Source organism: Streptomyces uncialis, from assembly GCF_001905345.1.
In the GTDB taxonomy this organism is placed as follows: Bacteria; Actinomycetota; Actinomycetes; order Streptomycetales; family Streptomycetaceae; genus Streptomyces; species Streptomyces uncialis.
The window spans coordinates 154890-177862 of record NZ_LFBV01000003.1 but is presented as its reverse complement, the minus strand read 5'-3'; the positions used below and the strand labels follow the sequence as shown (position 1 = coordinate 177862).

22 protein-coding genes are annotated in these 22973 nt (G+C 72.4%); 20 read left to right on the top strand and 2 right to left on the bottom strand.

Translation table 11 applies throughout. The annotated features are described in order from the left end of the window. The first annotated feature begins 22 nt into the window (after window positions 1–22). The gene (locus tag AB852_RS14895; RefSeq protein WP_245876787.1) at window positions 23–274 is read left to right on the top strand and encodes a DUF4190 domain-containing protein; all 252 of its coding nucleotides are present in this window, start codon (window positions 23–25) and stop codon (window positions 272–274) included. 137 nt (window positions 275–411) lie between these two features. Here AB852_RS14895 and AB852_RS39760 read toward each other — a convergent pair whose 3' ends face one another. Then, a complete protein-coding gene (locus AB852_RS39760) occupies window positions 412–570 on the bottom strand; it encodes a hypothetical protein (protein WP_178391022.1) in 159 nt (52 codons plus the stop codon). An 18-nt stretch (window positions 571–588) separates the two neighbouring features. Between AB852_RS39760 and AB852_RS14890 the strand changes: the two genes are divergently transcribed. From AB852_RS14890 to AB852_RS14880, 3 genes are all read left to right on the top strand, one after another. Further along, window positions 589–1161, top strand: coding sequence for a DUF6328 family protein (locus AB852_RS14890; protein WP_073788189.1), 573 nt, complete (start codon window positions 589–591; stop codon window positions 1159–1161). A 280-nt stretch (window positions 1162–1441) separates the two neighbouring features. Then, a complete protein-coding gene (locus AB852_RS14885) occupies window positions 1442–2740 on the top strand; it encodes a M20 metallopeptidase family protein (protein WP_245876786.1) in 1299 nt (432 codons plus the stop codon). A 134-nt stretch (window positions 2741–2874) separates the two neighbouring features. After that, window positions 2875–3330: a MarR family winged helix-turn-helix transcriptional regulator gene (locus AB852_RS14880; RefSeq protein ID WP_073789133.1), complete on the top strand. Its 456-nt coding sequence runs from the start codon at window positions 2875–2877 to the stop codon at window positions 3328–3330. A gap of 111 nt (window positions 3331–3441) precedes the next feature. Here AB852_RS14880 and AB852_RS14875 read toward each other — a convergent pair whose 3' ends face one another. Continuing rightward, the gene (locus AB852_RS14875; RefSeq protein WP_073788187.1) at window positions 3442–4311 is read right to left on the bottom strand and encodes a hypothetical protein; all 870 of its coding nucleotides are present in this window, start codon (window positions 4309–4311) and stop codon (window positions 3442–3444) included. Between the two features lie 343 nt (window positions 4312–4654). On the opposite strand from AB852_RS14875, the gene AB852_RS14870 reads away from it, so the two are divergent. The 16 genes from AB852_RS14870 (at window position 4655) to AB852_RS14795 (ending at window position 22972) form a co-directional block, all read left to right on the top strand. Further along, entirely contained in the window at window positions 4655–5644 is a 990-nt protein-coding gene (locus AB852_RS14870; RefSeq protein WP_245876785.1) for an alpha/beta fold hydrolase, read from the top strand. Between the two features lie 22 nt (window positions 5645–5666). After that, window positions 5667–6500, top strand: coding sequence for a MerR family transcriptional regulator (locus tag AB852_RS14865; RefSeq protein WP_073788183.1), 834 nt, complete (start codon window positions 5667–5669; stop codon window positions 6498–6500). Window positions 6501–6877: 377 nt separating this feature from the next. Beyond that, complete coding sequence (locus tag AB852_RS14860) at window positions 6878–7711, top strand: S1 RNA-binding domain-containing protein (protein ID WP_107499242.1); 834 nt, start codon at window positions 6878–6880, stop codon at window positions 7709–7711. A 486-nt stretch (window positions 7712–8197) separates the two neighbouring features. Further along, on the top strand, window positions 8198–8998 hold the full coding sequence (uppS, locus tag AB852_RS14855; protein WP_073788181.1) for a polyprenyl diphosphate synthase: 801 nt from the start codon (window positions 8198–8200) through the stop codon (window positions 8996–8998). Next, window positions 8995–10524, top strand: a complete 1530-nt coding sequence (locus tag AB852_RS14850; protein WP_245876784.1) for an oxygenase MpaB family protein — start codon at window positions 8995–8997, stop codon at window positions 10522–10524. Before uppS ends, AB852_RS14850 begins: the two co-directional genes overlap by 4 nt. A 165-nt stretch (window positions 10525–10689) precedes the next feature. Further along, window positions 10690–13305: a DUF7507 domain-containing protein gene (locus AB852_RS14845; protein ID WP_143201233.1), complete on the top strand. Its 2616-nt coding sequence runs from the start codon at window positions 10690–10692 to the stop codon at window positions 13303–13305. Window positions 13306–13675: 370 nt separating this feature from the next. After that, window positions 13676–14458 (top strand): 2,3-dihydro-2,3-dihydroxybenzoate dehydrogenase, encoded by a 783-nt coding sequence (locus tag AB852_RS14840; protein WP_073788177.1) that lies wholly within the window; start codon window positions 13676–13678, stop codon window positions 14456–14458. 16 nt (window positions 14459–14474) lie between these two features. Beyond that, the gene (locus AB852_RS14835) at window positions 14475–15671 is read left to right on the top strand and encodes an isochorismate synthase (RefSeq protein WP_073788175.1); all 1197 of its coding nucleotides are present in this window, start codon (window positions 14475–14477) and stop codon (window positions 15669–15671) included. Further along, entirely contained in the window at window positions 15668–17275 is a 1608-nt protein-coding gene (locus AB852_RS14830; RefSeq protein ID WP_073788173.1) for a (2,3-dihydroxybenzoyl)adenylate synthase, read from the top strand. Before AB852_RS14835 ends, AB852_RS14830 begins: the two co-directional genes overlap by 4 nt. Before the next feature lie 5 nt (window positions 17276–17280). Then, window positions 17281–17952 carry an isochorismatase family protein gene (locus AB852_RS14825; protein ID WP_281257798.1) on the top strand — a complete coding sequence of 224 codons (672 nt, stop codon included), beginning with the start codon at window positions 17281–17283 and terminating at the stop codon, window positions 17950–17952. After that, window positions 17949–18188 (top strand): phosphopantetheine-binding protein, encoded by a 240-nt coding sequence (locus AB852_RS14820; RefSeq protein ID WP_073788170.1) that lies wholly within the window; start codon window positions 17949–17951, stop codon window positions 18186–18188. Before AB852_RS14825 ends, AB852_RS14820 begins: the two co-directional genes overlap by 4 nt. Further along, complete coding sequence (locus tag AB852_RS14815; protein ID WP_073788167.1) at window positions 18185–19033, top strand: siderophore-interacting protein; 849 nt, start codon at window positions 18185–18187, stop codon at window positions 19031–19033. The genes AB852_RS14820 and AB852_RS14815 overlap by 4 nt, the downstream gene beginning before the upstream one ends. 141 nt (window positions 19034–19174) lie before the next feature. Further along, window positions 19175–20179 carry a TroA family protein gene (locus tag AB852_RS14810; protein ID WP_073788165.1) on the top strand — a complete coding sequence of 335 codons (1005 nt, stop codon included), beginning with the start codon at window positions 19175–19177 and terminating at the stop codon, window positions 20177–20179. Beyond that, window positions 20176–21198 carry a FecCD family ABC transporter permease gene (locus AB852_RS14805; RefSeq protein WP_073788163.1) on the top strand — a complete coding sequence of 341 codons (1023 nt, stop codon included), beginning with the start codon at window positions 20176–20178 and terminating at the stop codon, window positions 21196–21198. Before AB852_RS14810 ends, AB852_RS14805 begins: the two co-directional genes overlap by 4 nt. Before the next feature lie 50 nt (window positions 21199–21248). Next, window positions 21249–22190 carry a FecCD family ABC transporter permease gene (locus tag AB852_RS14800; RefSeq protein ID WP_073789128.1) on the top strand — a complete coding sequence of 314 codons (942 nt, stop codon included), beginning with the start codon at window positions 21249–21251 and terminating at the stop codon, window positions 22188–22190. After that, the gene (locus tag AB852_RS14795; protein ID WP_073788160.1) at window positions 22187–22972 is read left to right on the top strand and encodes an ABC transporter ATP-binding protein; all 786 of its coding nucleotides are present in this window, start codon (window positions 22187–22189) and stop codon (window positions 22970–22972) included. The genes AB852_RS14800 and AB852_RS14795 overlap by 4 nt, the downstream gene beginning before the upstream one ends. Window position 22973 lies beyond the last annotated feature (1 nt).

Genomic DNA, 22973 nt, shown 5'->3' with positions numbered 1-22973 from the left:
GATCGACGATAGGAGTCAGATCGTGCACGCCTCCAAGAGCATGTCCGATATCAGCGCACCTTCCCATGTCCAGGGTCTCGCGGTTCTCAGCCTGGCCCTCGGAATCCTCGGATTCTTCTTCTTCAGCCTGATTCTGGGGCCGCTCGCCATCCTGACGGGATACTTGGCCATGCGAGGCACGGAGCCTCAGCACACGGCCATGGCGAAGGCCGGGATCGCGGTCGGTACCGCCGTCCTGGTCCTCCACGCGATCCTGCTCACGGCCCAGTCCTGAACAGTTCTCACGGTTCTCCTCTGACGGAGCGGCCCGGCGTGGTTCGCGGCGTTCCGTCGGACCCTTCCGCCGGTGCGACCGGCAGCCGGTGCGATCCGGTGAGGTGATCCCGTGACGTGATCCATGTCCGTCCCGTGTCAGCCGTCGCTCCGGGCGGCGAGGCCGGTGGACCCGATCAGTCCGGCGAGCCCGGCGAGTCCGGTGGCCGCGATGCGGCCGCCGTCGCCATGAGCCGGGCCGGGGCCGGTGTGTCCAGGGCATGTCCACGTCGGATGGGGGTACCCGGGCTGGGACACCCAGGGGAGGGAACTCGGATGACGACGACGGACGGGTCCGGTACAGCCACGACGGACCATGAAAGTTCTTGCTGCGGGAGACATCCCGCAGCCGGGAGCCAGGGATCCGAGGAGAGCCCGCGGGAGCGGGTGAACCGGCGGTGGAACGAGATACTCCAGGAGACCCGCGTCGCGCAGACCGGCGTCCAGATCCTGTTCGGATTCCTGCTGAGTGTGGCCTTCACCCAGACCTTCCGTGAGCTGGAGGAGCCCAGCAAGGTGCTGTACGTGGTGACGGTGGCGCTCGGAGCGTCCGCCACCGCGGCCCTGATCGCACCCGTGTCGATCCACCGGTTCCTCTCCGGCCAGAGCATGAAGGACGAGGTCGTCAGCTACGCCGCCCGCCTGGTGATGTGCGGGCTGGTGCTGCTGGCCCTGACCATCGGATGCACCCTGCTCCTCATCCTCCACGTCGTGCTGTCCGGGACGGTGGCCACAATCATCGCCGCGGTGGTGATGATCTGGTTCGTCCTGTGCTGGTACGTACTGCCCTTCCGGCTGAGTCGCCAGGGACCCCGCTCCACCACCGGCGCGGCTTCCAGCACCGACTGACGTCCCGTCGGCGCCGGACTGCCCGACGCGTACGTCAGGCCGTCCGACCGGACCGCGTCGGCAGGGCCCCATGAGGGGGTTTCCCCCACCTCCGAGTTGTGGCCCGCCGGATGGGCAACGGCGTTTCGTACGGCCATCGTTGGGCGTCCGGGCCTCCGTTCGTCCGGCGATGACGGTTCGTCCATGTGAGGGCGGAGCCGCCGTCCGCCACGTGGTGAGGGCGTAGCCGCCGTCCGCGGCGTGCCGCGGAAGGCCGACCGAAGGATCACGAGGGGGAACAGTGGAACGTCCCGTGGAGCGCGGCCTTCCGCGCCGAACGCTGCTGGCCGGTGCCGGGGCTGCTGGTGTCGGGACGGTCTGGGGAGCCGAGGGGGGCGCCGTCGCCGCCGGGCGGACCCGGCCGGTGGGCCAAGGGGCGGTGGACGCCGAGGCGGCACGTCTGGAGCGGGGGCTGATCGCGCTGCGGCGGGACCTCCACCGGCATCCCGAGGCGCCGGGGCAGGAGCGGCGTACCGCCGGTGTGGTGGCCCGCGAGCTGCGGGCGGCCGGGCTCGACGTGACCACCGGGGTCGGCGGCCACGGTGTCGTCGGCGTCCTGCGGGGGGCGCGTCCGGGCCGGACCGTCGCGTACCGGGCGGACATGGACGCGGTACCGGCCAGGGACATCATCGGTGGCGGCCCGTCGGTGGCCCATCTCTGCGGGCACGACGTCCACACCGTCATCGCACTGGGTGTCGCACGGGTCCTGTCGCGGTTGCGGCGCCGGCTGGACGGAACGGCGGTGTTCCTCTTCCAGCCCGCCGAGGAGACCCTGTCCGGAGCCCGTGCGCTGATCGACGCGGGCGTGCTGGAGCGCACCGGTACGAAGGAGATCCACGCGCTGCACTGCGGGCCGTTCCCCGTCGGCCGGTTCGCCGTGACCCCGGGATTCGGGATGCCGGGCCAGGACAAGGCGGAGGTGACCGTCCCTGGGCCGGACGCGCCCGGTACGGCGCGACGACTGGCCGAACAGATCGGCGGGCTCGCGACGGTGCCCTTGCCGCGCACTCCCGCGGACCTTGAGCGACTGGTCGCCGACGCCCGCACGCCCGACGGGCCGCTGGCCCGGTTCGTGACCGTACAGGCCCGCGCACAGGAGGCCGGGGTGAGCGTGTCCTACCGCTGTTGGCCCGAGGACCGGTACCTGGACGTCCGAGAAGACATCCGCCGACTGGCCGCGTCGTTCCCCGGGGCCCGGGTGAGCTTCCCCGCCGGGCCGTTCCCGGCGATGGTCTGCCCGGAGCGCGACGGCCGCGCGCTCGCCCGGTATCTGCGCCGCACCCGCGGTCGGGACGCCGTCATCCGGCTCCATGCCGCCTTCCCACCCTTCAGCGGCGAGGACTTCGCCCTCTACCTGGACCGACTCCCCGGTACGTTCACCTTCCTCGGCGTCCGCGCGCCCGGCGCGCCTGTTACCACGAGTTACCCGCACTTTCCCGACTTCGCCCCGGACGAGCGTGCCATCGGCATCGGCGTACGGGCCATGGCGGGCTGGATCGCGGAGCGGACCCGCGGGCGAAGTAAGTTCCTTCACCCTTGACCTGAACCGTAGTCGAGGTCCTACGGTCGCTGTGGCGGAACTGGCCCCGGTCGACCTCCGGAGCCCGAAGCCTGGTGCGGTCTGGTGCCCAGGGCGCATGGCGAAGCGAAGCGGCCGGAGCGGAAGGCGGAGTGGTGGAGTACTCGCACGAGGACGGGGAACTGGTGGGCCAGCCGGTCGGATACTGGACCTGGGCGGCGAACAAGACGCTCATGGCGTACGTCAGGGGGCGGCTCGCGGCGATCGGGATCACCCAGCCGCAGTGGTGGGTGCTGCACCAGGCCCTGCACAGCGAGCACGGTGTGACCCGGGACGAGTTGATCAGCGCGCTCCAGGCCAACCTCGACGTCGGGGCCGGTCTGGCCCCCGACATCGATCTCCTGGTGGAGCGGACGCTGCTCGTCCCGGACGCGGAGGGACGGCTGCGGATCACCGACGAGGGCAGGGCACTGCACCGGCGCGCCGCCGAGACCCAGCGGACCAGTCGCGAGCATGTGCACGCGGACATCCCGGACGAGGAGTACCTGATCACCCTCAAGGTTCTCCAGCGCATGATTCACAACGCGGGCGGGGACGTGACCCAGCGCTGACGGCCGGCGGCGGCACCCGGCGGGCGGACGGCACCCGGTCCACGGGCCCAAGGGGCCGCGTCGGCAGGGGTGTTCCCGTCGGCCGTGCGGGTGCGCCGGCCGCGGCCCGGGTCACAGCAGACGGGCCAGAGGCAGTGCGGCGATGTCGGCGGCGGGCCGGGACAGATACAGGTCGGCGTGGTAGTAGCCGTCCTCCTCCTTGTCCGCCGTGGGCAGCCCGGTCGCGGCCAGGGCGTCGAACGCCGCCTGCCGTTCCGCGTCGTCGGCGAAGCGGCGCTGCCGGAAGGTGCGGCCGGTCAGCTTCTCCGTCACCAGGCCCGAACCGGCGAGCAGCTCGGCGATCGGCTCGTAGGGCACCGTCCGCAGCACGAACGCCGCGACCCAGGGCGGGGCCGCCACACAGTCGAGGAGCCGGGCGAACGTCCTGGTACGGACGTAGCCGATGCCGCCGGTCACGGTGATGAGGTCCGTGTCCGCCAGTGCGTCGCGCAAGGCGGGGCTCGGCCCGGTGACTTCGAGGTTCTCCGCGAAGGCGTCGTCGAGCAGGCCCGCTTCGCGGGCGTATCCGGCGGCGTGGGCCGCCGCGTCGATTCCCGTCACCGAAACGGCTTCCGGGGTACGGCGCGCCGTGAAGAAGGCCCGGTCCTCGGCCGCGAGCTGCCGGGCCGACAGGGCGGCGATGCGGGGTGTGGCGTACCGGGTGTACAGCTCGGCCAGGGTCACCCGGTGGTTCAGGAGCGCCGCGTTGATCCCGTAGGAACAGCACAGGTCCACCACGGCAGGTGGCGTCCGGTCGGGGCGCAGCCGGCGCAGTGCCTCGGTCAGTGCCCGGAAGGCGGCCTGGCCGTGGTGGGGTATCTGGTACCCCAGCGGGCGCAGCGTCGCGAAGTACGGGCGGGGGTCGGGGCAGTCGTAGATGTCGCCGAAGTTCGCTTTGCCCCAGTCGGCACTCGTGGTGGTGCTGCTCGGTTCGGCAGTCATGGAAGGCCCTTCTGACGTGCGTCGCCATGCAAAGGACTCGACAAACCGTAGAGAGTTACGGCCGAAGGCGGTGCGGTGGTGCGCCACGGCTTCCGGTCCCGCCTCCTCGGCACGGGCGGCACGCGACGGCATCCGGGAGGAGCGGACCGGGCGGGGGCTCCCTACATCCAGTGTCGCCAGCCCGACCGGGCCCGTGCCAGCGACTAACAGGCCAACACACCGGTCCCGAACGGCTCCGTTGCGGATGTCACGCTCCTCGTGGCGGCGGACGCCCGGCCGGTGCGCGGGCCACGCGGCGCCGCGGTTGACCCTGACGCAGGGGCAACCGCGCAGCATGGTCGGCATGACGACAAGAACTGCCGCGACCGAGGTCACGGGACCGCGTGAACCGTACGACGAGCACGAGTTGGCCCCCGGAGCCGGCCAGGGGCCTTGCCCACCGGCGAGCACCTCGACGCGGACCGGTGACGACGGGGGCCACCGGACCGGCGGTGACGACGGGGGCCACCGGACCGGCGGAGGCGACGGGGCGATGCGGCACTTCACGGTCCACCACGACGGCGTGACGATCCCGGTGTCCCGCGGCGGCCGGGGACGACCGCTGGTCCTGTGCCCCGGACTGAACTCGACCCAGGCGGACCTGAGCGAGCTCGCCGAACTCCTTCGACGCGACTACGACGTGGTCACCTTCGACCTCCGGGGCCACGGCCTCGCCTCGGGAGCCGACCGGTACTCCTTCGACGCGTTCCTGAGCGATCTCGTCGCCGTACTCGATGAGCTGGAACGCCACGACCCGGCTGCGGCGCCCGTGCTCGTGGGGTACTCGCTGGGCGCGGATCTGGCTGTGCGCCATGCCGCCGAGCGGCCCGGTGCCGTCGCCGGGCTCGTCCTCATCGACGGGGCGAACCCGTTGCCCGAACCGTTCATCACGGACATCGACCTGGCGGAGTTCCGCGCCATGGCGCGGGATCAGGCGCGAAGCGCCGAGCGGGCCAAGGGCACCGCGCGTCAGGTCCTGCTCACCGCGCGGGACATCTTCGCCCTGGGTCAGGAGATCGACGAGGTGCGGTCCAAAATCCTCGACCGGTACCGGGAGATCGACCGCCCCATCAACATGATCATGTCCACCGCCATCGCCGGTGACAGCACCGAAGGCCGTGCGCCGCGGCACAACCAGCTCTGGCGCAGCGGCGTCGAGCGGCTCGTCCGCGAGCAGCCGCACATTGCCACGTCCTGGCTCGACACCGGCCACCAGCTGGTCTTCACACACGCTCCTCGGATCGCGGAGATCATCCGCCGCGCGCACCACCCGTCGGCCGCGCCCGCTTCCTGAGCGGTCGTAGGAGACTGGTCCGATGCTGACCATCGGCGAGCTGGCGTCGTACGCCGGGGTCACCGTGCGCGCGGTGAGGCACTATCACGCCAAGGGGCTGCTGCTGGAGCCGGAGCGGGACCACTCCGGCTATCGGCGGTACAGCGCCGACGCGGTGGTCGAGCTGATCAGAATCCGGACCCTCGCCCAGGCAGGGGTTCCGCTGTCACGCGTCTCGGAGCTGCTCCAGGCTGGCGGGAAGGAGTTCGCCGCGGCGGTCGCGGACATCGACAAGCGGCTGCGCGCGGAGATCCGGGAGCGTCGGCGGCACCGCGAACAGATCGCCCTCCTCGCCTCCGGGGACGGCCTGGCGCTGCCTCCGGAGGTGGTCGGGTTCCTCGACCGGCTGCGGGCGCTCGGGGTCGACGAGCGGATCGTCCAGGTCGAACGCGACGGCTGGATTCCGCTGGCCGCGCACTCACCCGAGCGGGTCGCCGAGTGGACGGCACGCAAGCGGAAGCAGCTCGCCCACCCGCAGCTCATCGACTTCTACCTCACCCTGGGCCAGGCTCTTGACCGGACCGACGACGATCCACGGCTGGCCGAACTGGCCGACGAGCTCGCCGTCTACCTCGACCGGCTCGCCGACGAACAGGGCGAGGACCACGTGGACGACGCCGAGATCGAGGCACCGTTCGTCACCCTGATGGACACCCTGGCGTTCGACGCCGCGCCACCGGCGCGTCGTCTGATCGAGCTGCTGGAACGGCGCGGCTGGACCGGCTGGACCAAGGTCGAGCGCCTGGACCCCGCACGGAGTGCGGCCGGAGACCGGCAGCAGGGCACGCGGTCGAGACGCCCCCGGCACGAACGCTGAGAACAGCCCTCGACAGCCCCCAACGCCAACGCCGGCTTCGGCCCTGGCCCCAGCTTCAGCTCTGGCCCCAGCCCCAGCCCCAGCCCCGGGCCCGGCTCCAGCCCCAGCTCCGGCCTCGGCCCGGTCGAGTGCCGGGCCGCAGTGGTCAGCGCAGCCGGGCTCCCGGCCCGCTGAACGAGGAACCCGGCTCGGGATCTTGCGGTGACCGTGGGTGGCGTCGCCCATGAGGTGGCTGCGCGGTCCGGCGTCCTGGCCCCGGTCCGGCCGCGCCGGGCAGAGGACCGGCGAGGTGGCCGCAGCGGACGGCGGCGCGGGGGAGTGGGCTTCCTGCCGCCGGGCACTGGGCGGCGGCAGCCGCATTGCGTAGGGTCGAGGTCGTGACCGGAACCGGGCCGACCGCCGTGCGGCAGAATTTCCTCAACTCTGTTCGGCCGGGCGAGGTCAGGAGGGGAACGGTGTCCGGCTTCGAAGGCCGGGAAGCCATCGTGGACCTTGAAGGGGCAACGGCCCCGCCTGGAGTGGTGGTGGGCCGCATCATCCGGCACGAGCTGTCATGGCGTCGCGCGGACGATCCGGCGGAACTGGTCGACATCGGACAAGTGGTCGAGGCCGAGGTGATAGGGGTCGACCGGGGCAGGGAATGTGTCCTGCTCTCGGCCAGGGCCTGTGAGGACCAGGCACTGCGGGCCTTCCTCGTCGGTATCCGGCGCGGCGACATCATGACCGGGACGGTGGCGGGCGTCCACAACTTCGGCGTCTTCGTCAACCTCGATGGCGAACCTGCGGAGAACCGCACCGGCTACGACGGCACGGGATTCATCCGGGGCCCCGAACTGTCCTGGTCGCACATCGATCATCCGTCGGACGCCGTCGAGGTGGGGCAACGGGTCACCGTGAAGGTGCTCGACGCGGACACGCGCCAGGGGCAAGTGGCCGTGTCGTTGAAGGCACCGCAGGAAGATCCCCTTCTCGGGTTCGCCGACCAGGTCGGCAAGGTCCTCCCCGGCCGCATTGTGAAGCTCGTCCCTTTCGGTGCCTTCGTGCGCGTCGCTGAGGGAATCGAGGGCCTTCTTCATCTGACCGACCTCACCGACGAGCCGGTCGGCTCACCTGAGGAGGTCGTCGCGGTGGGGGACCCGGTCACGGTGAAGATCGTCTACGTCGACCCTCAGCACCGCCAGGTCGGGCTGGAGCTTGCGCGCGCGACATAGAACGTCTGCCGGGCCCACCCGCCGCAGCGTCACGGAAAGCGAGTCACGGCCGTTCCGCCTTCCGGGCGACGAACGCGGCGACGCTCCTCGTGGCACCCTCGGCGGGTCCCTCCACCAGGCGCGAGGTCACGACGAGCCCGGCCTCGTCCGGGAGCCCGGCGACCCGATCCGGTGGCAGCAGAGCTGGAGGTCGGCTCCGAGTGCTCCCCGTCCGGCGGTTGCGCGGGGGTATACGCGCTGGGCCGTGTGCGGTGCGCGCCGCCGCGTCGCACACCGGACAACCACTACGCCGATCACCGACCGCCGGTATGCCGAACAACCCGTAGGAGTGAATAGGCGGGAAGTCCTATGTGCGCCGTGAGGGAGCCCGGCAGTCTGCTGTCCGACGCTCAGGGCGGTCCCGGGGGAGGGGCATGTTCGGGCGCCGGGTTCCGGGGGCCGGTGCCACCGCGGACCGTTCGCGCGGCGACGACGGGAGGGGGACACATGCGGATCGAAGAGGACACCGGAGTCCCGGCCTGGGCACCGGCCGGGGCCGGGGCACCCCGTCCGGCGGGCGGGCGGCACAGGAGCGTGCCGCGTCATGTCGCCTGCGTGATGGACGGCAACGGCCGGTGGGCTGCGCAGCGGTCCCTGCCACGTACGTCGGGCCACCGCGCGGCGGAGACGACGGTGATCGACGTCATCGAGGCGGCCCGGTCCGCCGGTGTGGAGTGGCTGAGCCTCTACGCGTTCTCCACGGAGAACTGGCGGCGCCCGGGCAGCGAGGTCGACTTCCTGATGCACCTGGTGCGCCGTGTGGTGCGCAAACACGCGCCGCTGCTCCACGCCCGGGGCATCCGCTGCCGCATCCTCGGCGGGTCGGATGCGCGGATACCGGCCCCGTTGGCGCGGGACTTCGACGACCTGATGACGCTGACCGGGGCCAACCGGGGCATGACGCTGACCGTGGCGTTCGACCACGGGGGGCGCGGGGACATCGTCGAGGCGGCCCGGTCGCTCATCCGCAGCGGTGTGGCGGCCGACGCCGTGTCCGAACAGAGCTTCGCCGCCCATCTGCCCTTCCCCGACACACCCGACGTGGATCTCGTCATCCGCACCTCGGGGGAGCAGCGCATCTCCAACTTCATGCTGTGGCAGGTCGCCTACGCCGAATGGGTCTTCCCGCCGGTGCTCTGGCCCGACTTCCGCGCGGCGCACTTCGTGGAGTGCGTGCACACCTACCAGCAGCGCGACCGCCGGTTCGGCGGCGTCGCACCGGACGTGAACGGAGCCCCCCGATCGTGACCAGCAGCGTGCCCAGCGCCTCCGGCCCCCATCCCGACAGCGGCGAGCCGGAGGCCACCGCCGGCCACGGGCCCGGGCAGCCGCTCCCGCCCGCCGACGCCGATCCCGCGTTCGACCCGGGAGCGCGGTTCCGTCAGTTCTTCAACGACCCCCGCTGGGCACTGGCCATGCTCCGCGCCACCGTGCTGGAGGCCGCGCATCCGCAGATCGGTGCCGCCCTGATCGACAGCTCCACCTTCGTCGCGCACCCCTGGCGGCGGCTCCGGAACACCCTCCTGAGCATGCAGCGGATGTTCGGCGCCGACGACGAGGTGCGGCAGCGGGAGGCGGCACGCCTGAACCGGATGCACGCGCGGTTGAGCGGCACCGACGCGCGCGATCAGCCGTACGACGCGATGGACCCCCAGGTCCGGGCCTGGGTGGTGGCGACGATGTACGAGAGCGCCGTCACCATGTACCGGCTCAGCGGTCAGCCCCTCGACCAGAGCACCATGGAGGGCCTGTACGCCGAGTTCCAGGCGTTCCTCGCGGTCCTCGGGGACCAGGCCGGTCATCTGCCGCCCACGCTCCAGGAGTTCTGGCCGTACTACGACCGCGTGGTCGAGGAGGAGCTGGAGAACACCGAGGCGCTGCGCATCATCCTCTACAAGCTGTTCGACCATCTCCCCGCGCCGGCGGTGCTGGAGGGGCTGCCCACCGTCTGGGCGGCCGGCCGGGCACTCGCCGGACCGGTCCTCGGCGCGGTCACCGTGGCGTCACTCCCGGAGTCCTTCCGCCGTCGCGCGGGTCTGCCCGAACTCCCCGGCGCCCGCACACTGACCCAGAGCGCCTATCTGGCCATCGGCCTGGCACGCTTCCTGCCCGACGACTGGATCCAGGCGGAAGCGGTGGCCGGCCTGCTGACTCTGTCCCCCGACAGCGACGACCCCCGCGCCAGGACGGTCACGGCGGTACGCGACGGGATCAAGCGGGCCGGAGCCCTGATCAGGCTGATCACCCCACTTCCCGCGGAGCCGCCGTCCACGGGGTCCACGGACAGCGCCGGGTCGCGGCGCGGCGCCGAGGAGTTCTTCCACGCGGTGCTGGACCAGACCGGTGACGGCTGTCTGACCTGGCCCGACCTCGCGGCCATGGCCCGCGAGCTCTCCGGCCGCCTCGACCTGGACGAACCCGAGGAGACCCGGCTCTACAACGCCTACGCCGACTGGTGGAAGGAACTCCAGACGGCCCTCGACAGCGACGGCGACGGCCGCGTCAGCGCCGAGGAGTACGCCGCCGCCGTACCCACGCTCGCCGGGCCCGCCCTGATCAGGGTCGCGGACGTCCTCTTCGACGCCACCGACACCGACGGCGACCAGTCCATCGACGCGGACGAGTACCGGGCACTGTTCCGCACCGGCTTCGGCCGCGACCTGGCCGACACCGGCGGCACCTGCTCCCGGAGCGCCTTCGTGAAGGACTTCCTGTCCTTCATGTCGGGTCGCGAGCGCTCCAAGGCCTACGATCCGCTGCTCGCGCAGGCATGAGGCCCCGGGCCGGTCCGGCCAGGGGACGGCCAGGGGACGCCGGCCGGGCGGACCGTGTCACGGCACGGCTGTACGGGGGAGCTTCCCGGCGCAGGAGGCTGACCCGCGGCGACTTCGGGCCGGGGCCCTCGGTGGCGGGACCGGCCCGCGATACGGATCGTGACCATGATCAAAGCACAGGCGTCCGCGGGTCTCCGCGGACGAAGAACCGCAGGTCTGGTGGTGGCGATGGTGGTCGGAGCGCTGGGAGCGGTACTCCCGGCCGCCCCACCGGCCACCGCCACGGGCCACGCACCGGCCACTGCCTCGGGCCTCCCGGCGGCCGTCACCCCGGGTCTGCCGTCGGCCGTCACCCCGGGCCTCCCCGAGACCGCCGCCGCCCCGCTCAGGCCCGCATCGCTCAAGGCCGCCCCGCTCAAGGCCGCCGCCCCGCGTGCCGGGACCCCGTTGGTGGCGGAGACGTTCACGGGCGCGACAGCCGACGCCGGCTTCGTCGCGGTGGGCTCGGCGTGCCTCACCGGGGCCCCGGCCGCCCCGGCGCCGGGGCCGGGCGGGCACCCGCTCGGCGGCTGCCCGGCGGCGCGGACCGGACCGGTCCCTCCGGCCGACGGCGCGCCCCACGGGTACCTCCAGCTCACCGACGCGTCCAACGACCAGTCGGGTGCCGTCCTCTACGACCAAGCGCTGCCCGCCGCCGAAGGGCTCGACGTCACCTTCGACCAGTGGCAGTACGGCAGCACCACTCCGGCGACCCCGGCCGACGGCATCTCGTTCTTCCTGGTGGACGGCGACACCTCGCTCACCCATCCGGGCGCGTTCGGCGGCAGCCTCGGCTACGCGCAGAAGCTGCCCGACGACAACCCCGTCAACTCCTTCGTCCCCGGGGTCGACCGGGGATATCTCGGTGTCGGCCTGGATGTCCTCGGCAACTATTTCGGCGACTGGGAGCAGCGCGGCAACGGCTGCGCCCAGCGCTCACCGGCGGGCACCGCGTTCCGGATTCCCGCCCCCGGCGCCAACATGGTGACCGTGCGGGGTCCGGGTGACGGTATCGAGGGGTACTGCTTCCTGACCGCCACCACGAGCAACTTCACGACGAACGGGCCCTGGCCGTCCACCCTGCCCGGTTCGCTCCAGGGGCCGCTGACGGATCTGCCGCCCGGTGCCACCCCGGCAGAGGCCGAGACCGCGCTGGAGCCGTCGCGCCGCCGGGTGAACGTCCATCTGACCCCGGCGCCGAACCCGGTGCTGACGGTGGCGGTGGACTTCAACGACGGGGCGGGCTTCCAGCAGGTCATCTCCACCCCCGCGCCCGAACCGGTACCCGACACCTACAAGTTCGGCTTCGCCGCGTCGACCGGGCTGTTCACCGACGTGCACCTCATCCGCAATGTCGCCATCGCCACCGAACGGCCGCTGCCCGCGCTGGACCTGGTGAAGCAGGTCCGTGAGCCGCTGCCCGGTCTGCTGGAGGAGGGCAGCGAGGTCCCGTACGACTTCGTGGTCACCAACTCCGGTGGCGCGCCGATCACCCAACTGGTGGTGAACGACCCGAAGGTCGGTCCGGTGAGCTGTCCGGTCACCACGCTCGGTGTGGGCGAGACCGTCACCTGTACGGCGACGTATGTGGTCACCGCCCAGGATGTGGCGCAGGGGTCGATCACCAACACCGCTGTCGCGAGCGGCACTTCGGGTGGTACCCCGGTCAGCTCGCCGCCGTCCGACGAGACCGTGCCGATCGCGCGCGCCCCGGGCATCTCGCTGGAGAAGCGGGTCACGACCCCCGGCCCGTACACCGTGGGCACCCAGGTCGGGTACGGGTACACGGTCCGCAACACGGGGGGCCTCCCGCTGACCGGTGTCACGGTGACGGACGACCGGGTCACCGGCATCACCTGTGACGCGACCACCCTGCAACCGGAGGGCGAGAGCGGCGACAGCACCGAATGCCGGGGCACGTACACCGTCACCCAGGCGGACGCCGACGCCGGTTCCGTCACCAACACCGCGAACGCCACGGGTACCGCGGCGGGCCGGACCGTCACCTCACCCCCGGCCCAGGCGACCCTGCCGATCGCCGGCGGGCCCGCGATCTCCGTCACCAAGCGGGTGACCAGCCCCGGCCCCCACCGGGTCGGTGACACCGTCGAGTACGCGTACACCGTCACCAACAGCGGCACCCGGACCCTGACCGGGGTACGGGTGACGGACGACCACATCACGTCCGTCGTCTGCGCGGCGACGACCCTGGCGCCGGGCGCCGTGACGACCTGCACCGGCGCGTACGTCCTCACCGAGGCGGACGGCCGCGAGGGCGAGGTCACCAACCGCGCCCAGGCCGCCGGGGAGGACCCGGCCGGGAACACCGTGGTGAGCGGCCCTGTCACGGCGACCGTCACGATCCCCCCGGTCAAGGGCACCATCAAGGTCCACAAGACCGACGCGAAGAACGGCCGGGCGCTGCCAGGAGCCGTCTTCGAGGTCTGGGAGGAGACGAACGGGGTGACCGGCCTCCAGACCAGGGCCGCAGGCACCGTCCCCGCGGACACCCGGATCGGTGGCGGCTGCGCCACGGACCGCGCGGGTGTGTGCGTCTTCGGTGATCTGCCCGCGGGCGCGTACTACCTGCGGGAGACCGACGTTCCCGAGGGCTATGTGCTGCCCGCCAGGCCCGTCACCGGTCCCTACGAGATCACCGCCCTGAACGCGGACACCCCGATCGGCGTCCGGATCGCCAACCAGCGGGGTGAGAACCCCAAGGGCAAGGCGGTGCGGTCCTGATCCGACACCATTTCCCGTGCCGGGCTCCCACACGGAGCCCGGCACGGCTGTGCCGGTCCGGGACCGCGGGGCCGAAGCGCACCGCACCGCTCCCGGCTGTGACGGGTGTGCTCCTGGGGCGCCCAGGGGCCGTTGTGCCGTCTGAGTCTGTCCGGACTACGTCTGGCGTACCGCGACGAGTGCTCTACGTCGTACAGCGGTACGAGGCCCGTCGAGCGTGTGAAAGCGCTCCTAAAAGGGACCAACTCCGTTGGTTTCGGAGCGAAATGACGCTGAGTCATATGTCACCGGGTCAGGAAGCGCACAGCTTCTTGCGTATGTCGACGAGTCTGATTAGGTTAGCCTTACTTTACCGAGCGAGGGGGGATGCATGTTTGCCCGGGACGGGGGAAGTACGGGCTCGGTCGCGCTGGTCACCGGGGCGGCCAGAGGGATAGGGGCCGCCGTGGTCGACGGACTGGTCCGTGAGGGCGCGACCGTCGCCGCGGTCGACATCGACGCGGACGGTCTGAAGGATCTCGCGGAACGCTCCGGCGGAAGGGTCGTCCCCTTCACCGCCGATGTGGCCGACCCGGCCGCGGTCGCCGACGTCGTCGACCGGACCGAACACGACATCGGGCCGATCGTCACCGGGGTGTCCGTCGCGGGCATCCTGCGGCCCGCACCGCTGTGCGAGACCACCGACGAGGACTGGGCGGACACCTTCTCCGTGAACACCACGGGCGCGTTCCTCGTCCTGCGTGAACTGGCCCGCCGGATGGTCCCACGAGGGCGCGGTTCCCTGGTGACCGTCGGCTCCAACGCCTCGGGCGTACCACGTACGGGCATGGGCGCCTACGCGGCCTCCAAAGCGGCGACCACCATGCTCACCCGCTGCCTCGGACTGGAGGTCGCCCGCCACGGCATCCGCTGCAACGTGGTCTCACCCGGCTCGACCGACACCCCGATGCAGCGACTGCTGTGGACGGACGAGGACGACCTCGACCGGGTGATAGCGGGCACCCCCGAACAGTTCCGGGTGGGCATACCGCTCGGGCGCATCGCCGAGCCGGCCGACATCGCCGACGCCGTGCTGTTCCTGGTCTCCGACCGGGCCCGGCACATCACCATGCAGAACCTGTTCGTCGACGGCGGCGCGACCCTGCGCGCCTGAGGAAGGAATCGCTGACGTGTCCATATCCGCGCTGGTGCGCCCGAGGCCTGTGCACCGGGCGGCCGACCTCCTGGCTGCCTATCTGCCCGGCTCCTTATACTTCTCCTCCCCCCGGGGGACCCTGCTCGCCGACGGCGTCCACGCCCGGGTGCGGGCCGGTGGCGGGGCGCAGGCCCTCGCCGCGGCCGAGGCGCTCGACGCGGCCGCCACGGCGGGAGTGCCCGAGCCCGTCGTCGCCGGGGCCGTCGGCTTCAACCCGGCGGCGGAGACCGGCCTGGTGGTGCCCTCCGTGGTGCGGCGCGCGGACGCCCCCGCCGGGGTACGGGCCCCCGAAGCGGAGTCCGGCACCTCATGGACGATCACCCCGCGCCCCGAGTCCGCGCGCTACGCCGAAAGCGTCCGCCGCGCCCTGGAACTCATCGGCCGCGGCGACCTGCGCAAGGTCGTACTGGCCCGCGGTCTGGAACTGACCGCGGATGCCCCGGTGTGGGTGCCCGCGCTGCTGGCCCGGCTGGTGCGCGCCGACCCCGCCGCGTACGCCTTCGCCGTGGACGTCACCGCGCCCGGTGACCCCGCCCCGCGCACCCTCGTCGGAGCCAGCCCCGAACTGCTGGTGTCCCGTCGCGGCGCGACCGTGGTCGCCAACCCGCTGGCGGGCTCGGCCCCCCGGTCGGGCGACGACGCGCTGGACCGCGAGCGGGTCGCGCGGCTGCGTGAATCGGCCAAGGACCTCGGCGAACACGCCCACACCGCGGCCCAGGTGGCCGAGGTGCTCGGCAGGTTCTGTGCCGACCTGGACGTGCCCTCGGGGCCCGAGGTGATCGGCACCCCGACCATGTGGCATCTGTCCACCCGGATCACCGGACGGCTGGCGGACCCCACCGACCCCGCCTGTTCGGCGCTGGGACTGGCCGAGGCGCTGCACCCCACCCCCGCGGTGTGCGGTGTGCCCGCGCCCGGCGCCCTCGCCGCCATCACGGACCTGGAACCGCAGGCCCGCGGCTACTACGCGGGGATGGTCGGCTGGACCGGCCTCGACGGCGACGGCGAGTGGGCGGTGACGATACGCAGCGCCGAGGTGTGCGACCGGACCGTGCGGCTGTTCGCCGGGGCCGGGATCGTCGCGGGCTCGGACCCCGCCGCCGAACTGGCCGAGACCGGGGCGAAGTTCCGCACGCTGCTGCGTGCCCTCGGCGTGGAGGACATGGCATGACCGTGGACCATGTGCCCTGGCCGCCGGACACCGCCGCGCGCTACCGGGCGTCGGGCCACTGGCGCGGACAGACCTTCGGGGCGCTCCTCACCTCGCTGGCCGCCGCGTACCCGGACCGGACCGCCGTCGTCGGCGGGGACACCCGCTGGAGCTTCGCCGAGCTGGACGAGCGGGCCCACCGGATCGCGGCGGGCCTGGTCGGCGCCGGGTTCGCGCCCGGTGAACGGATCGTGCTGCAACTGCCCAACATCCCCGAGTTCCTGCCGGTGGTGTTCGGGATGTGGCGTGCCGGGGTGCTGCCGGTGTTCGCGCTGCCCGCGCACCGGCGCAGCGAGCTGCGGCACTTCGCCGCGCACAGCGAGGCCGCCGCCGTCATCACCGTCGGCGAGCACGAGCGGCACGACCACGCCGCGACCGCCCGCGCCGTCGCGTCCGAGGTGGACTCCCTGCGGCGGGTACTGGTGGTCGGCTCGGACGAGTTCGCCGGCCTGGCCGCGACCGCGCCGCGCGAACTGCCCGACCCCGACCCGCAGGGGGTGGCGTTCCTCCAGCTGTCCGGCGGGAGCACCGGGCTGGCGAAGCTGATCCCGCGCACCCACGACGACTACCTCTACAGCGTCCGGGAGAGCGCCCGGATCTGCGGGCTGCGCCCGGACAGCGTGTACCTGGCCGCACTGCCCGTGTCGCACAACTTCCCGCTCAGCTCACCGGGGGTGCTGGGCGCGCTCCACGCGGGCGCGGCCACGGTCATGGCGCCCCGGCCGGACGCGGACACCGCGTTCCGGCTGATCCAGGACGAACGGGTCACGATCACCGGGGTGGTGCCGCCGCTGGCCGCCGCGTGGGTGCAGGCCGCGGCCCGCACCGACCGTGATCTGTCCTCCCTGGAGGTCCTGCTGGTCGGCGGCGCCAAATGCGGGCGCGAACTCGCCGAGCGGATCGGCCCCGCGCTGGGCTGCCGTCTTCAGCAGGTGTTCGGGATGGCCGAGGGCCTGGTCTGCTACACGCGCCTCGACGACCCCGAGGAGACCGTGCTCACCACCCAGGGCCGCCCCATCTCCTCCGACGACGAGATCCGCGTCGTCGCCCCGGACACCGGCGCCGAGGTGGCACCGGGCGGCACCGGCGCCCTGCTCACCCGGGGTCCCTACACGATCCGCGGCTACTACCGCGCCGTCGAGCACAACGCCACCGCGTTCACCGCGGACGGCTTCTACCGCACCGGTGACCTGGTGCGCCGTACGCCCTCGGGGCAGCTGGAGGTCGTCGGCCGGGTCAAGGAGCAGATCAACCGGGGCGGCGAGAAGATCGCCGCCGAAGAGGTCGAGAACCATCTGATGGCGCACCCGGCCGTGCTCGACGCCGCCGTCGTCGCGGTGCCCGACACCTACCTCGGTGAGCGGACCTGTGCCTATGTCGTGCCCGCCGAGGGCGCGTCGCCCACCGGCCGCGAGCTGCGCGCCTTCGTGCGGGAGCGCGGGATCGCGGCGTTCAAGGTGCCGGACCTGGTCCAGGTCGTCGGGGAGTTCCCGGTGACCGGCGTCGGCAAGACCAGCAAGCGCGAGCTGAGAGCGGCACTGGCCGCGCTCGCGAAGAAGGAGTGATGAGTGTGTCCCTGCCCCAGATCCGGCCCTATCAGCTGCCCGTGGCCGCGGAACTGCCCAGGGGACGGGTGCGGTGGACGCCCGATCCGGCCCGCGCCGCCCTGCTGGTCCACGACATGCAGCGCTACTTCCTCGCGCCGTACGCCGGGGCCCCGGTGCCCGAGGCGACCGCGAACATCGCACGGCTGGCGGACGCCGCCCGTGAGCGGGGGATCCCGGTGTTCTACACCGCGCAGCCCGGCAGGCAGGCCGCCGAGGACCGCGGACTGCTCACCGAGTTCTGGGGCGACGGCATCGGCGCGGTGATCGACTCCGACCCCCGGGCCGCGGACATCGTCCCCGAGCTCGCCCCGGCCGAGTCCGACACCGTCCTCGCCAAATGGCGCTACAGCGCCTTCCAGCGCAGCTCGTTCGCCGAACTGCTGGGGGCGCTGGGCCGCGACCAGCTGCTGATCACGGGTGTGTACGCGCACATCGGCTGCCAGGCCACCGCCGTCGAGGCGTTCATGCGTGACGTCCAGCCCTTCCTGGTGGCCGACGCCGTCGCCGACTTCTCCCGCGAACGCCACGACCAGGCCTGCGAGTACGTCGCCCAGCGCTGCGGTGTGGTGACCACGACGGCCGACACCCTGGCCGCGCTGTCGGCGGCCCCGGTCCCCGCGGGAGCCGCACGATGAGCGTGAGCCTGACGCCCGAGCGGGTCCGCGCCGATGTCGCGGAGGTGCTGGGCTGCGACCCCGCCGCGATCGGCCCCGAGGACGACCTGGTCGACTCCGGCCTGGACTCGATGCGGATGATGACCCTCGTCGAGCGCTGGCGCGCGGCGGGAGCGGTCACGCTGGAGTTCCCCGACCTGGCCGAGCGGCCCGAACTGGCCCACTGGACGGCGATCCTGACGGGCGGCACCGCATGACCCGGACCGACCACCGGCACCGGCACCTGGAACGGATCGCGGAGGTCCTGGAGGGCCGGGAAGCCGAGAAGGTGGGCTATCCGATCCGGGTCCGGCAGACCGAGGTCGTGCGTACCGCCAGGGTCGGCGCGGGTCTGCTGCGGGTGACCCTGGGCGGCGCGGGCGCCGAGGGCTTCGAGGCCCACGCGCCCGACGAACACGTGAAGCTCATCTTCCCCGGCCCGGACGGCTCGCTCAGGCTGCCCGAACAGGACGGGGCGATGCTGCGCTGGCCGCGGCCCGCACCCGTCTCACGCGAGTACACCGTGCGCCGCTACGACCCGGTCGCGCGCGAGATCGACATCGACATCGCGCCGCACGAGGGCGGTCTCGCGTCCGACTGGGCGCGCGCGGTGCGGCCGGGCGCGGTCGTGCATGTCGCCGGGCCGCCCGGCGGACTGATCGTGCCGCACGCCTACGACCGCTATCTGTTCGCGGGCGACATCACGGCGCTCCCCGCGATCGCGCGCTGGCTGGAGGAACTGCCCCGCGACGCCCGCGGCTGGGCGTTCGTCGAGGTCACCGACGCGGCCGAGGAGATCGCGCTGTCCGGACCCGACGGGGTCGAGGTGCGCTGGCTGCACCGGGGCGGGCGGCCCGTGGGCACCGGCGACGCGCTCGCGCGGGCCGTGACCGCGGTGACCGTGCCCGACGGCGAACGGCTCTACGTATGGGTCGCGGGGGAGGCGGGGCAGATCAAACCGCTGCGCCGCTGGGTCCGTGACGATCTGCGGCTGGAGAAGGCCGACCACGACATCACCGGCTACTGGAAGCGCGGCGTCGCGGACTTCGACGACGACCACTGAGCCCCGGCGGCTCCGGCCGCGCGGACCGCGACGACCCAGGGGGCCGGGACACCCACGTCCCGCCCCCGTCCGTCCCGCCCGACAGTCCGTCAGGAAGCCGTCGGGCAGGACGAGTTCTCTCTCATATCAAGGAGTTTGCGCATGTTCATGAACAGATCAACGGGTCTGGCCGGTGCCCTGGCCCTCTCCCTGGCCCTGACCGGCTGCGGAGCGTCGGACGACGGGAAGGACTCGGACGCCAAGGACGGCAAGGGCAAGACCCGGGTGTTCACCGCCGACAACGGCAAGATCACCATCCCCGTCGACCCCCAGCGCGTGGTCGCCACCGGGTACGCCGTGCCCGTCCTGGTCGAGGCCGGCGCCCCGCTCGTCGGGATCTCGTCGTGGAAGCGCGGCGAACCGATGATGGGCGAGAAGGAGCTGGTCGCCTACAAGAAGCTCCCCAAGGTCGCGGGCGAGCTGGCGGCCGAGACCAACTACGAGGCCATCGCCGAGGCCGACCCGGACCTGATCGTCATCGGCGTGCCCGCCCCCGTCCTCGGCGACATCGACGTGAAGCGGCTGGAGTCCATCGCCCCGGTCGTCGCGATCGGCCCGACCATCCCGTCCGCGTGGCGCGACCTGTCCCTCAAGCAGTCCGACGCGGCCGGCGCGCTGGAGAAGTTCAACTCCGTGAAGACCGCGTACGAGGCCAAGGCCACCGGACTCGCCGAGAAGTACAAGGACGTACTGCCCGGACTCAAGCTGGGTCACGTCGGCGCCTACGGCGAGGTCGCCAAGGGCACCTTCCAGCGCGAGTTCAACGGCTCCTGGGGCACCAACATCGCGGAGGACCTCGGCGCGAAGTACTACGGCAAGGTCAAGGAGCCCGGACCCGGCTCGCGCGCCGTCAGCGAGTACCCGTCCATCGAGGAACTCCCCGCCGCGTTCCGCGAGGCCGACGTCATCACCTACTCGGTCCAGGCCGACGGCAGCGTGCCCGAGCCGGTGAAGTACGCCATGGACTCCAAGCTGTGGAAGAACCTGCCCGCGGTCAAGGCCGGGAAGACCATCCCGCTCGGCTACACCGAGGCCGCGACCTACGGACAGGCCACCCAGACCCTGGACGTGCTCGACAAGGCGTTCGCGCCGCTGCTGGACCGGTGACCGCCGCAGACCACGCGCCCCGGACGGTGGGAACCCGGCGGGCCGTGCCGCAGGCCGGCATCCTCGTCGGCGGACTGGTGCTGCTGGCGGCGGTCGCCGTGCTCAGCATCGGCGTCGGCGCCCGCCCGGTCCCGCCCGCCGAGGTCGTCCGGGCCCTGGTCGACTTCCAGGGCACCGACGACCACATCACCGTCCGCGATGTCCGGGCCCCCCGCGCGCTGCTGGCCGTCGCGGTGGGCGCCGCGCTGGCGGTGGCGGGCGCCCTGATCCAGACGCTCGCCCGCAACCCGCTGGCCGAGCCCGGCATCCTCGGGGTCACCGCGGGCGCCGGGTTCGCCATCACCGTCGGCTCGGCCCTCGGCCTGGCCGCCGGGCAGGCGGGCGAGCTGGGCTTCGCGATCATCGGCTCGGTGCTCGCGGCACTGCTCGTCGCCGCGGTCGGACGGCGCTCACCGCTGCGCCTGGTACTCACCGGCGTCGCGCTGACCGCCGTCCTGAGCGGTGTCGCCCTCGGTATGCGGCTGATGCTCCCGGACGTCTTCGACGCCTACCGCTTCTGGTCCGTCGGCTCGCTGGCGGCCCGCGAACAGGCGCCGCTGACACTGCCGCTGGCCGCGATCGCGGTGTGCCTGTCCGGCGCGCTGCTGCTGAGCCGATCGCTCAACGCCCTGAGCCTGGGGGAGAGCGTCGCCCACACCCTGGGCGCCGGGGTGAACCGGGTACGGGCCGTCGCGCTGGTACTGATCACCGTGCTCAGCGGGGCGGCCACGGCGGTGGCCGGCCCGATCCTGTTCGTCGGACTGATCGTGCCGCACCTGGTCCGCCGGCCCGCGGCGGGCTCGGTGCCGTGGCTGATGCTCTACACGATGGTCCTCGGGCCGATCCTGCTGCTGATCGCCGACATGGGATCACGGGTGCTGCTGCCCACCGGCGAGGTGCCGGTGGCCATCGTCACCGCCTTCCTGGGCGGCCCCATGCTGATCTGGGCCGTCCGCCGCTACGGCGCGGGATCGCTGTGAGCGCCCTCGGAGTGCGGGCCGAACCCCGCACCCTCGTCCTCGTCGCGGTAATGGTCTCCGCGCTGCTGGGACTCGGCCTGCTCGGGCTGTGCTACGGCGCGTCCTGGTCGTCGCCGGGCGAGGTGCTCGCCGCCCTGACCGGCACGGAACGCTCCGTGGTGATCCTGGAATGGCGGCTGCCACGGGTCCTCGCCGGACTCGTCTTCGGCGCCGCGCTCGGTGTCGCCGGGGCCATCTTCCAGAACCTCACCCGCAACCCGATGGGCAGCCCCGACGTCATCGGCCTCGACGCGGGCGCCTACACCGGCGCCCTGGTCGCCATCACCGTACTGTCGGGCGCCTCCGCGCAACTGGCCGTCGGCTCCGTGCTCGGCGGGCTCGTCGTCGCGGCCCTGATCTACGTCCTCTCGTTCGACCGGGGATTCTCCGGGCTGCGACTGGTGGTGATCGGCATCGCCGTCAACGCGATGGTCACCGCGATCAACTCCTGGATCGTGCTGCGCGCCGAACTGGAGGTCGCGATCGCCGCGGTCGGCTGGAGCGCGGGCTCGCTCAACGGCGTCGGCTGGCCCGACCTGTGGATACCGTTCTCCGTCATCGCCGTCCTGCTGATCCTCATGGCCGCCCGCGCGCACGCCATGCACCAGGCATCGCTCGGCGACGCGATCGCGGTCACCACCGGCGTCGGACTCGACCGGCTGCGCCTGCTGATGGTCCTCGTCGGCGTCGGCTGCACCGCCACGGTCACCGCGGTGGCCGGACCGATCGCCTTCATCGCCCTCGCCGCCCCGCAGATCGGCCGCAGGCTCGCGGGCGCCGCCGGGGTACCGCTGCTCCCCGCCGCGCTCACCGGCGCGGTCCTGCTCCAAGGCGCCGATCTGCTCGCCCAGATGCTGCTGGCGCCCGTCGCGCTGCCCGTCGGCGTGGTGAGCACCGCGATCGGCGGCTGCTACCTGATATGGCTGCTGACCAAGGAAGTGAGGCGAGCGTGACCGCACGCCTGACCGCGCGGGACATCACCCTGCGCTACGGAGACCGGGTGGTGTCCACACGGCTGAGCCTCGACGTCCCCGACGGCGCGTTCACCGCCATCGTGGGCCCCAACGCCTGTGGGAAATCCACCCTGCTGCGCGCCTTCGTCCGGCTGCTGCGCCCCGACACCGGGCAGGTACGGCTCGACGGCCGGGAGGTCGGCGCCTACGCGCCCAAGGCACTGGCCAAGCAACTCGGCTTCCTGCCGCAGGACCCGCTGGCCCCCGAGGACATCTTGGTCCGGCAACTCGTCGGCCGGGGACGCTTCCCCCACCAGTCGCTGCTGGCCCTGTGGTCACCGCACGACGAGGAGGCCGTCACCGGGGCGATGGACGCCGCGGGCGTCACCGACCTCGCCGACCGGCCCGTGCAGGAACTGTCCGGCGGACAGCGGCAACGCGTGTGGATCGCCATGGTCCTCGCCCAGGAGACGCCCTGTCTGCTGCTCGACGAACCGACGTCGTTCCTGGACATCACCCACCAGTACCAACTGCTCGGCCTGCTCGCCCGGCTGCGCGACCAGGGCCGCACGGTGATCGCCGTCCTGCACGACATCAACCAGGCATGCCGGTTCGCCGACCACCTGGTCGCCATGAAGGACGGCCGGGTGGTCGCCGAGGGTGTCCCCGCCGACATCGTGGACGCCGTGCTGATCAAGGACGTGTTCGACCTGCCGAGCGTCATCGTCCCCGACCCGGTGACCGATACGCCGATGGTCGTCCCCACACTTCAAGGAGAGTAAG